The following is a 10,368-nucleotide window of genomic DNA, read 5'->3' on the forward strand; positions in this document are numbered from 1 at the left end:
GCCGAGCGGCCCGCGGTCAATTTGAATGAGTGGTATCGGCGGCCGGGGCGGGCGCCGAGTTGACGGCTGCCCCGCGCGCGGCAGCCGCTTCGCCGGCGCGCGCCGGCTCTGTCTTGCGGGGCAGGTCCGCCGGTGCCACCACGCCCATCGAGACGATGTACTTCAGCGCGGCGTCGACGGTCATGTCCAGCTCGATCGTGTCGGCCTTGGGCATCATCAGGAAAAAGCCCGAGGTCGGATTCGGCGTGGTCGGCACGTAGACGCTGACGTATTCGCCCTGCAGGTGGTTCTGCACGTCGCCGCCGGGGCGGCCGGTCAGGAAGGCGATGGTCCACGAGCCTTCGCGCGGGTACTGCACCAGCAGCGCCTTGCGGAAGGCATTGCCGGAGGACGACAGCAGCGTGTCCGAGACCTGCTTGACGCTCGAGTAGATCGGACCGACCACGGGGATATGGTGCAGCAGCGCTTCCCACCAGCGCACCAGGCGCTGGCCGATGAAGTTATGCGCCAGCAGCCCGACCAGCAAAATGAACAGCAGCGTCAGGATCGCGCCCAGCCCGGGGATGCGCATGCCGAACAGCACGCGGTCGAACTGCCAGCCTTCGGGCAGCAGCGCCAGGCTCTGGTCCATGGTGCCGATGATGAGGCTGAGCACCCACAGCGTGATGCCCAGCGGCACCAGCACCAGCAGGCCGGTGAGGAACCAGGTCTTGAGGGCGGAGGTTTTCTTGGTCGGCACGGTCACGTCCGCTTCAATGGCACGCGCACGCGGTGCCGCATCCGCCCGACGAGGCGGTGCCAGCCGATGCGGCGCCATCCGAAGCCGCCGCGGCGGCCGCAGGGGCGGCTTCGCTGGCGGCCGCGCCGGCCGTGGCGGCGGGCGCCGCGGCGCCGGTACTGCCGCCGCCGCGGAAGTCGGTCACGTACCAGCCCGAGCCCTTGAGCTGGAAGCCGGCGGCGGTGATCTGTTTCTTGAAGGAACCGGCCGCTCCGCAGGATGGGCAGTCCGTGAGCGGGGCATCGCTCATTTTCTGCAGCACATCGCGCCCGTGGCCGCAGGCGTCGCAACGGTAGGCATAGATCGGCATAGTGGGTCTCCGGGAGATCCTGGAAAGGTAAGGAAACGGGGTAGGCAAACGCCGGTGCGTCGTGGGCGGCCCCGGAGGGGCGGACCCGGACGATATCGCCGCCGGGCGGTGCAAAGCCTTGAATTATAAACGTCAGACCCCCCGCTTGCGGGAGGAAAAGGGGGCGAATCGGGCCGCTTGGCGGCCCTGCGGTGCGAAAAGCGCATCGGCGGCCCCGCCCGGGACGGTTCCCGGCCGGGCGGGCGGCTTCAGGCGATGTGGACCTGCTTGACCGGCGGACGGTCGGCGATCCACTGGGGCAGCAGCGAGCCGAATATCATGCCGCCCAGCGAGAACAGCAGGCCGACCATCTGCGGCGGCACCGGGCCGTCGGCGAAGGCCACCTCGCACACCAGCCAGGAACTCAGCCCCAGCAGGATGGCGGCCAGACCGCCCTGGCGGGTGGCCTGCTTCCAGAACAGGCCGAAAGCGAGTGGCACGAAGGACGATACCAGGGTGACCTTGTAGGCATTTTCCACCATATGGAAAATGGACAGGTGCGAGTTCAGCGCAAAGGCCGTCACGAGCACGGTAAAGACCAGCACCACGGCCTGCATCACGCGCAGGAACTGCCGGTCGTCGAGATGGCGGAAGTACGGCCGCAGGATGTTCTCCGCGAACGTAACCGAAGGCGCCAGCAGCGTCGCCGAGGCGCAGCTCTTGATGGCGGAGAGCAGCGCGCCGAAGAACATCACCTGCGCGAACAGCGGCGCGTGCGACAGGATCAGGCTGGGCAGGATCAGCTGCGAGTCGGTGTCGATGTGCCTGGCGACCATCTGCGGGTCGATCAGCGTGGCCGAGTAAGCCAGGAACATCGGGATAAAGGCGAAGCAGAAATACAGCACGCCGCCGAGCACCGAGGCGCGGCCGGCGATCTGCTCCGTGCGCGAGGAGGTGACCCGCTGGAACACGTCCTGCTGCGGTATCGATCCCAGCATCATGGTGAACAGCGCCGCGGCGAAACCGATGATCTGCACCAGGTCCAGCGCGGGCAGGAACTCGAATTTGCCCGCCGCCGCCGCGTGCGACACCACCGCGGCGACGCCGCCGGCCTGCCCGCTGACTTCGTAGCCGATATAGAGCATGCCGATCACGATGATGATCATCTGGATGAAGTCGGTGATCGCCACCGACCACATGCCGCCGAACAGCGTGTACACCAGCACGCTGGCCGCGCCGATCATCATGCCCGCCTCCTGCGACAGCGCGCCGTCCGAGACCGTGAAGAACACCAACCCCAGCGCCTTGATCTGCGCCGCCACCCAGCCAAGGTACGACACCACGATGCACAGCGTGGTCAGGACCTCGGCCAGCCGGCCATAGCGGTTGTGATAGTAGTCGCCGATGGTCAGCAGGTTCATCCGGTACAGCGGCCGGGCGAAAAACAGACCCACCAGGATCAGGCACATCGAAGAGCCGAAGGGGTCGGACACCACCCCCGAGAGCCCCTCCTTGAGGAATACGGCCGGAATGCCCAGCACCGTTTCGGAGCCGAACCACGTGGCAAATACGGTGGCGGTAACGATATGGAAAGGCAGGCTGCGGCCGGCGACGGCGAAGTCGGCCGTATTGCGCACGCGCATCGCGGCCCACAGGCCGATGCCGACCGAGATCACCCAGTAAATGACGACAAACCAGATCAGCATGCTGCTGCCCTATCCCGCAAATGCCCTTAGGCGAAAAACCGAATGCCGGTAAGCATGGCGCGTTCGCGCGTGCCGCCCCGGAGTCCAATTCATCGGTCGGGGCCGCGTGGATGGCCGGTTTGTCCCCTGGCGGGGCGGGCCTGCGGTCGTAGCCGAATCGAATCGCGGATTATAGCGAGGCGGAACGCCATGGTGACAAAACCGCCGCGCCGACCCGACGTCACCGACTTGCAATATCCATGCACGCCGGGGGCCCGGACCGCTCAGCGCGCTCGCCGGCGCCACACCTGCCAGCGCTCGCGCTCGCCGAAGACCGGCAGCGGCGCGGCCGAAGGACGGTCTTCCAGGCGCTCGAAGTCGGGCGACAGCAACGCGTCCAGCGCGTCGGCCGCGATCGCGAACGGCGGACCGCCACGGGTCTCGTCGACGAAGAAATAGCCGGCCAGCAGGCCGCCGGGCGGCAACAGCGCCGCGACGCGCCGGGCGTAGGGCTCGCGCAGCCGCGGCGGCAGCGCGCACAGGAAGGCGCGCTCGTAGATGACCTCGCAGGGCGGCTCGGGCTCGAAGGCAAAGAAGTCCGCCTGGTGAACGACGCCGGCGGCCGCGCCGAGCGCCTTGCGCGCGGAGGCCACCGCTTCGGGGGCGAAGTCGATGGCCGTCACCGGCCAGCCGCGCTCGTGCAGCCAGCCGGCTTCCCAGCCGTTGCCACAGCCCGGGATCAGCACCGGACATGGCTCTTGCCCGCCGGCAAACGCCTTGAACTCGGCGGGCACGCCATGCATGTCCCACGGCGTGAAGCCCTTGGCGAAGCGCTCGTCCCAGAAGCCGGCGTCGGCCGCATCGCGGGTGGTGAAATCGGGCTGCTGTGCCATGACGTGTCCTCCTGCGCTGCCGCCTACCAATACCCCACCCAGCCGAGCATCTGCACCAGCACCATGCCGACGACGAAACCGCCGCCCAGCAGCAGGGCTGTCGCCACCAGCCGGTTGGTGCGCCGCTGCTCCAGCACCAGCGCGGCCAGCAGGCGCTCCTGCTCGCCATTGTGGACGAGCGCCCGGCGTTCGAGGAACTGGTGCGCGAGGCGGGGGAAGTCCGGCAGCATCTTCGCCCATTGCGGCGCCTCCACCTGGATGCGCTCCCACGCGCCGCGCCAGCCCACCTGCTCGTGCATCCAGCGCTCCAGGAACGGCTTGGCGGTGCGCCACAGGTCCAGATCCGGATCGAGCTGGCGGCCCAGGCCCTCGATATTGAGCAGGGTCTTCTGCAACAGCACCAGCTGCGGCTGGATTTCGACGTTGAAACGGCGCGAGGTCTGGAACAGCCGCATCAGCACCATGCCCAGCGAGATTTCCTTCAGCGGCTTGTCGAAATACGGCTCGCAGCAGGCGCGCACCGCGCTCTCGAGCTCCTCGACGCGGGTCGCGGGCGGAACCCAGCCGGACTCCACGTGCAGCAGCGCCACCCGGTGGTAGTCGCGGCGGAAGAAGGCGATGAAGTTCTGCGCCAGGTAATTCTTGTCGAACTCGGACAGTGCGCCGACGATGCCGAAATCCAGCGCGATATAGCGGCCGAAGGTTTCGGGCGCCACGGAGACGAGGATATTGCCGGGGTGCATGTCGGCATGGAAAAAGCCGTCGCGGAACACCTGCGTGAAGAAGATCTCGACCCCCTCCTCCGCCAGCACGTGCAGATCGACGCCGGCCGCCTTCAGCGCCTCGGTGCGCGAGATCGGAATGCCATGCATCCGCTCCATCACGAACACCTCGGAGCTGCAGTAGTCCCAGAACACCTCGGGCACCAGCAGCAGTTCCGTTTCCGCGAAATTGCGCCGCAGCTGGCTGGCGTTGGCCGCCTCGATCATCAGGTCCAGTTCGTCATGCAGGTACTTGTCGAACTCGGCCACCACCTCGCGCGGCTTGAGCCGCTTACCGTCGGCCGAGACGCGCTCGACCCACGAGGCGACATCGCGCATCAGCGCCAGATCGCTGTCGATCACCGGCAGCATGCCCGGGCGCAATACCTTCACCGCGACCTCGCGGCCGCGGTTGGGCCCGCTCTTGAGCGTGGCGAAGTGCACCTGCGCGATGGAGGCGCTGGCTACCGGCACGTGCTCGAACCCGTCGAACATCGACGACAGCGGCCGGCCCAGCGAGCGCTCGATGATGGCCACGGCCACCGCCGAGTCGAAGGGCGGCACCTGGTCCTGCAGCAAGGCCAGTTCGTCGGCGATATCGGCCGGCAGCAGATCGCGCCGTGTCGACAGTACTTGTCCGAACTTGACGAAGATCGGGCCCAGGCGCGTCAGCGCCAGGCGCAGCCGCACGCCGCGCGGGACTTCGAGCTTGCGCCCGATGGTGATGACCCTGACGAGGAAGCGGATGCGGCGGTTCTTGAAACCGGACAGGGCCAGTTCATCGAGCCCGTAGTAGAAGATGACGAAGGCGATCTTGCAAAGGCGCAGGAAACGGGTCATGCAGGGTCTTTGGTTACGTTTGCCGCGCCGGTGCGCCGCAACACGGGCGTCTGGTTAGCGATGGGCGGACGGCAGCGCGCCGGGCCCGCGTGGTGGTTGGCCCTGGCGCTCCAGGCGCTCCAGGCGTTTTTCGAGCCGGGCCAGGTCGTCGCGCAGCGCGGCCACGTCGGCGCCGAACTCGTCCAACGCCGCGTGGCGCACCAGGGTCGGTTGTTCGTCCAGCAGATACTCGGTCACGTTGTCGACCAGCGCCCGGCCCACGCGCAGGGCCTGGCGGTGCGCCTGCTGCGCGCCTTCCACCACGCGCTGCGCCACGCTGTCGCCGGCCGGTCCGCCCAGCACGCCCCGCAGCGCCTGCGCCAGGTCTTCCGCGGCATCCCACCGCAGGCTGCGGGCCAGCGTGGAAACGGTATTGGCCAGTTCCGCATCGCCTTCGATACGCACATGCCGCATGGCGGCGGCCTGTCCGCCGCTGGCCACGTCGGCGGCTACCAGCGGCCATTGCTGCATGGGCACGGTCAGCGTCACGGCGGCCGGCGCGGCCGGCTGCTCGTCGGCGAGCGCGGTCAGGCCGTGGGCCTCGATCCGCAGGGCCAGCGCAAAGGCGGCGGCATCGAAACGCACCACTCGCCCGGCGAAGGGCATCAACATGCTGCGCGCCCACGGCTCCTGCTCCAGCAGATGATTCAGCGCGACAACGACGGGCGCCGCCAGGGCGGACGGTAGAAGATTCATGGCGCGATCTCGGCGGGCGGACAGCCCCAGAAACAAAAAAGGCCCACGCTTTCGCGTGGGCCTCCATTCTAAGCCAGGCAAGCCGGGCAGATGGCTTGCGAGGCGACTTGCCGGGCAATTACCCGACGCTTCAGGCCTCTTGCTGGATACCCGCCAGCACCCAGCCGCCTTCGCCGCTGGCCGGCTTGGCCAGATTCCACACCTCGGCGAACGGCTGCGCCGCCTCGTCGGCCTTCTCGCGCATCATGCCCGAGAAGCGCACGCTGGCCAGATACTGCGACGGGCTGTTCTCGATGCCCAGCAGCGCCGCGTCCAGCGTGACCACATCGGTCTTGTTCACCTCCGCGCCGCGCTCGCCCAGGTCCATCTTGATCTCGGCGAACATTTCCGGCGTGGTGAATTCGCGGATGTCGTCGAGATTGCCGGCGTCCCACGCCGCCTGCAGGCGGACGAAGTACACCTTCGCGTTGCGCAGGAAGGCTTCGGTATCGAAGTCCGCCGGCACGCCCCAGGGCTGGGCCACCGCGGCGGCGCCCGCCGCCGCTTCCACCGGCTGGAAGGCCGGCTGGTTGACGGACTGGTTGCCCGGCATCACCGGCTGCGAGGCCGGCTGGCGCCACGCGGGTTCGGCATTGCGGCCGATCTCGGTGCGTCCCAGGTCGGTACGGCCATTGGCGCCGGCGCCGGCACCGGCGTAGGCCGGCTGGCGGCCCTTGGCGCCGCGGAACTTGCGGATCAGCCAGATGGCAACGATCGCGATCAGCGCGATCAGGATCAGGTTGGACAGGAAGCTCAGCGCCGCGCCGCCCAGACCCAGGTGCGACAGCAGCCAGCCGATACCGAGGCCGGCGGCGATGCCGCCCAGAATGCCGCCCCAGTTGCGGCGGGGTGCGGCCGCGGCCGCAGCGCCGGCCCCGGCGGCGGCCGGCGTGGCTTGCTGCTGTGCCGGTTGCTGGCTCGGCTGCTGCTGCGCCGGTGCCTGCTGGCGCTGCTGCGTCACATTTGACGACTGCTTGCCGAAGCTGCGCGAGCCGCCCATGCGCTTGGCTTCGGCGTCGTACACCATGCCCAGTGCGAGCATGAATGCCATCGACCCTGCCAGGAATTTTCCACGAAGTAACGACATGATTCTTTATCCCCTCTGTGTTTCGCTTCTACGCGCCCATGATATCGGCGGCGACGGCTTCGGCGAGAGCGGTACGTGGTCCGTACCGTGCTTCGTAATGCGGCGGTAATGCTGTTGTAATGTTGGGGCGCCGGATCAGAACTTGCGGCCCACATGCAGCGCCACCACGCCGGCCATCAGATTGAAGTATTCGACCTTCTCCAGCCCGGCCTGTTCCATCAATCGCGCCAGCGAATCCTGATCGGGATGCATGCGGATCGACTCGGCGAGGTAGCGGTAGCTGTCCGCGTCCTTGGCCACGCGCTCGCCAAGCCACGGCAGCACCTTGAACGAATAGACGTCGTAGGCCTTTTCCAGCGGCTTCCAGACCTTGGAGAACTCCAGCACCATGACCTTGCCGCCCGGCTTGACCACCCGGCGCATCTCGGCGAGGGCACGGTCCTTGTGCGTCATGTTGCGCAGCCCGAATGCCACCGTGACCAGGTCGAAATGATTGTCCGGGAACGGAATCCGCTCGGCGTCACACAGGCAGGTGGGGGTCACGATGCCCTTGTTCAACAGGCGGTCGCGCCCCACCCGCAGCATCGACTCGTTGATGTCGGTCAGCCAGACCTCGCCCGTGGGCCCGGCCTGACGGGCGAAGGCCTTGGCCAGATCGCCGGTACCGCCCGCGATGTCGAGCACCTTGTGGCCGGGCCGCACGCCGGCCTGGGCGATCGTGAACATCTTCCACAGCCGGTGCATGCCGCCCGACATCAGGTCGTTCATCACGTCATAGCGCGAGGCGACCGAGTGGAACACGCCGGCGACCTTGCTGGCCTTCTCGGCCTCATCCACCTTCTCGAAGCCGAAATCGGTTTCGCTCATCAATGACTCCTGATTAATCCGCGCGGCTAGTGCTGGTGGCCGCAGGCATGGCCGCTGCCGGCCGGCATGGGCGTATCGCGATCGACGCCGGCTTCCTCCAGGCGCTTCAGATAGGCCTGCCACAGCGCGTCCTGTTCGGCGCCGAGCTTGTACAGCAGGTCCCAGGAATAGATGCCGCTGTCGTGGCCGTCCGAGAAGCGGATCAGGATCGCGTAGTTGCCGACCGGCTCCACAGCCGCCACGCCGACGTCGCGCTTGCCCGTCTGCAGCACCTCCTGCCCCGGGCCATGGCCCTGGACTTCGGCCGATGGCGAATGGACCCGGAGGAATTCGAAGGGAAGGCGGAAGCTGGCGCCGTTGTCGAAGCCGATCTCCAGCACGCGCGATTGCGTATGGACGGTCAGCCCGGTGGGGTGGGGGGTATCTTTCTCGAGGCCTGCCATGATGTTCTGTCGCGACGCGAATACCGCCGCGAAGCCGCGGCGGCCGCCGTCACGCTACGTGTACGACCCGATAGCTTACCGCAGGCGCCACACCTTGCCCATCTTGGGCCGCCCGGGCGGGCGCGGAGGCGGCGGCGGCCTCCTCCGCCTCGACCCGCGCGCCGTCCCCGGGCACATAGCGCAGCCGCTTGTCGTGGAAGGCCGCCACCGTGCTGCGGTGCGCGATGCTGACGATGGCCGCGCCCGGCAGCGCCTCGACCATCAGCCGGTACATCGCGGCCTCGGTCTCCTCGTCCAGCGCGCTGGTGGCTTCGTCCAGGAACAGGAAATCGGGCTTGCGCAGCAGCGCGCGGGCAAAGGCAAGCCGTTGCTGCTCGCCGGGCGACAGGCGCAGGGACCAGTTGTCGAACACGTCCAGCTGGTTGGCCAGCGCGCCGAGCCGGGCCTGGCGCAGCACCTGGGCCAGCGTCTCGACGCTGTGCGTGGTGCCGGTATCGGGATAGGACAGCGCGTCGGCCAGCGTGCCGACCGGCAGATAGCTGCGCTGCGGCAGGAACAGCATGCGCGACGTGGGCGGGGTGGACACCGTGCCGCTGCCGTAGGGCCAGATGCCGGCGAGCGCGCGGAACAGCACGCTCTTGCCGCAGCCGGACGGCCCGCTGACCATCCAGCGCTCGCCGGCGCCGATGGTCAGCGAGAACGGCGCGACCAGCGGACGCTGGCCCACCGGCTGGCCGCGGCCACTGACGACCGGCAGGTCCAGCGCCAGGCCGTCGATGCGGATGTCAGGCGTTGCGCCTGCATGCACGGCGATATCGCGCACGCCGTCGTGCCGCACCTCCTGCCGCTGCGCGTCGCGGATCGCGGCCTGGAAGTCGATCAGGCGGTTGGCGGCGGCCTTCCACCCCACCAGCGTGGCGTAGCTGTCCACGAACCAGGACAGCGCGCCCTGCACCTGCCCGAACGCCGAGGCCATCTGCATCAGGCCGCCCAGCGTCATGCCGCCGGAGAAGTAGCGCGGCGCGGCCACGATATAGGGGAAGATGATGGCGAACTGCGCATAGCCGGAGTTCACGAACGTCAGGCGCCGGGTGTAGGCCATCAGCTGGTTCCAGTTGGCACGGATCCGTTCGAAGCGCGCGCCCAAGCCCGCCCGCTCGGTCGGTTCGCCGCGGTACAGCGCCACCGGCTCGCTGTTCTCGCGCAGCCGCACCAGCGTGAAGCGGAAATCCGCTTCGTATTGCTCCTGCTGGAAGCTCAGCCCGATCAGCGGACGCCCCACCGCGTGGGCAACCAGCGATCCGAGCACCGCGTAGGCCAGCGCGAACCACACCATATAGCCGGCAATGGACCATTCCGTGCCGCCGATCGCGAAGCTGATCGGTCCCGACAGCACCCACAGGATGCCGACGAAGGACAGCAGCGTGACCACGGAATTGAGCAGGCCCAGCGACAGCGACAGCGCCCCGTCGGTGAACAGGCGCAGGTCGTCGGCGATGCGCTGGTCGGGGTTGTCGGTGGTATGGGTCTGCTCGATGCGGTAGTAGGCCTGGTACGACAGCCAGCGCTCCATGAACGTGCCGGTCATCCACGTGCGCCAGCGCATCTGCAGCATCATAGTGTAGTACTTGAGCGAGATCGCCAGCACGATGTAGATGCCTGCCAGCCAGGAAAAGCGCAGCAGCAGCGAGCGGAACGAGACGGCGTCGCGCTGCTCCAGCGCGTTGTAGAACAGCCGGTTCCAGTCGTTGATCAGGACGTTGATGTAGACGATGGCGAGGCTCAGCACCACCAGCAGCGCAAGCAGCCCAAGGCCGGCCTTGCGGTCCGCCGAGGTCCAGTAAGGCTTGATCAGCGCCCAGGTTTCCGCGACCCGCAGGCGGCTCTGGATCTGCAGGGCGCGGGCCGGCACGGCCGGGCCCGGAACGGTGGCGGAGGTGGGAGTGGTCAT

General features: G+C 68.0%; 10 protein-coding genes. All 10 read right to left on the reverse strand.

Going from position 1 to position 10,368, the window contains the following annotated elements; all coding sequences use genetic code 11:
- Positions 1–16: 16 nt before the first annotated feature.
- Positions 17–739, reverse strand: a complete 723-nt coding sequence (locus LDO27_RS13530; protein ID WP_224042212.1) for a DUF502 domain-containing protein — start codon at positions 737–739, stop codon at positions 17–19.
- Positions 740–752: 13 nt separating this feature from the next.
- Entirely contained in the window at positions 753–1,088 is a 336-nt protein-coding gene (locus LDO27_RS13535; RefSeq protein WP_222202070.1) for an FmdB family zinc ribbon protein, read from the reverse strand.
- 248 nt (positions 1,089–1,336) lie between these two features.
- On the reverse strand, positions 1,337–2,773 hold the full coding sequence (locus LDO27_RS13540; protein WP_222202072.1) for a sodium:solute symporter family protein: 1,437 nt from the start codon (positions 2,771–2,773) through the stop codon (positions 1,337–1,339).
- 263 nt (positions 2,774–3,036) lie between these two features.
- Positions 3,037–3,645: a methyltransferase domain-containing protein gene (locus LDO27_RS13545; RefSeq protein ID WP_224042213.1), complete on the reverse strand. Its 609-nt coding sequence runs from the start codon at positions 3,643–3,645 to the stop codon at positions 3,037–3,039.
- 23 nt (positions 3,646–3,668) lie between these two features.
- The gene (ubiB, locus tag LDO27_RS13550) at positions 3,669–5,246 is read right to left on the reverse strand and encodes a ubiquinone biosynthesis regulatory protein kinase UbiB (RefSeq protein ID WP_222202076.1); all 1,578 of its coding nucleotides are present in this window, start codon (positions 5,244–5,246) and stop codon (positions 3,669–3,671) included.
- Positions 5,247–5,300: 54 nt separating this feature from the next.
- A complete protein-coding gene (locus tag LDO27_RS13555) occupies positions 5,301–5,981 on the reverse strand; it encodes a ubiquinone biosynthesis accessory factor UbiJ (RefSeq protein WP_224042214.1) in 681 nt (226 codons plus the stop codon).
- A gap of 130 nt (positions 5,982–6,111) precedes the next feature.
- A complete protein-coding gene (locus tag LDO27_RS13560) occupies positions 6,112–7,107 on the reverse strand; it encodes a Tim44 domain-containing protein (protein ID WP_224042216.1) in 996 nt (331 codons plus the stop codon).
- Between the two features lie 135 nt (positions 7,108–7,242).
- Positions 7,243–7,974 (reverse strand): bifunctional demethylmenaquinone methyltransferase/2-methoxy-6-polyprenyl-1,4-benzoquinol methylase UbiE, encoded by a 732-nt coding sequence (ubiE, locus tag LDO27_RS13565; RefSeq protein WP_222202082.1) that lies wholly within the window; start codon positions 7,972–7,974, stop codon positions 7,243–7,245.
- A 26-nt stretch (positions 7,975–8,000) separates the two neighbouring features.
- Complete coding sequence (locus LDO27_RS13570) at positions 8,001–8,417, reverse strand: gamma-butyrobetaine hydroxylase-like domain-containing protein (protein ID WP_222202084.1); 417 nt, start codon at positions 8,415–8,417, stop codon at positions 8,001–8,003.
- A gap of 49 nt (positions 8,418–8,466) precedes the next feature.
- Entirely contained in the window at positions 8,467–10,368 is a 1,902-nt protein-coding gene (locus LDO27_RS13575; RefSeq protein WP_224042217.1) for an ABC transporter ATP-binding protein/permease, read from the reverse strand.

This window comes from Cupriavidus respiraculi, from assembly GCF_914271545.1.
GTDB classification, from domain to species: domain Bacteria; phylum Pseudomonadota; class Gammaproteobacteria; order Burkholderiales; family Burkholderiaceae; genus Cupriavidus; species Cupriavidus respiraculi.

What these genes read in the sequence shown, in the direction of transcription:
- LDO27_RS13575 (WP_224042217.1), bottom strand. Translation starts at nt 10,368, where the DNA reads ATGACCACTCCCACCTCCGCCACCGTTCCGGGCCCGGCCGTGCCGGCC.
- LDO27_RS13540 (WP_222202072.1), bottom strand. Translation starts at nt 2,773, where the DNA reads ATGCTGATCTGGTTTGTCGTCATTTACTGGGTGATCTCGGTCGGCATC.
- LDO27_RS13570 (WP_222202084.1), bottom strand. Translation starts at nt 8,417, where the DNA reads ATGGCAGGCCTCGAGAAAGATACCCCCCACCCCACCGGGCTGACCGTC.
- LDO27_RS13535 (WP_222202070.1), bottom strand. Translation starts at nt 1,088, where the DNA reads ATGCCGATCTATGCCTACCGTTGCGACGCCTGCGGCCACGGGCGCGAT.
- LDO27_RS13545 (WP_224042213.1), bottom strand. Translation starts at nt 3,645, where the DNA reads ATGGCACAGCAGCCCGATTTCACCACCCGCGATGCGGCCGACGCCGGC.
- LDO27_RS13555 (WP_224042214.1), bottom strand. Translation starts at nt 5,981, where the DNA reads ATGAATCTTCTACCGTCCGCCCTGGCGGCGCCCGTCGTTGTCGCGCTG.
- ubiB (WP_222202076.1), bottom strand. Translation starts at nt 5,246, where the DNA reads ATGACCCGTTTCCTGCGCCTTTGCAAGATCGCCTTCGTCATCTTCTAC.
- LDO27_RS13560 (WP_224042216.1), bottom strand. Translation starts at nt 7,107, where the DNA reads ATGTCGTTACTTCGTGGAAAATTCCTGGCAGGGTCGATGGCATTCATG.
- ubiE (WP_222202082.1), bottom strand. Translation starts at nt 7,974, where the DNA reads ATGAGCGAAACCGATTTCGGCTTCGAGAAGGTGGATGAGGCCGAGAAG.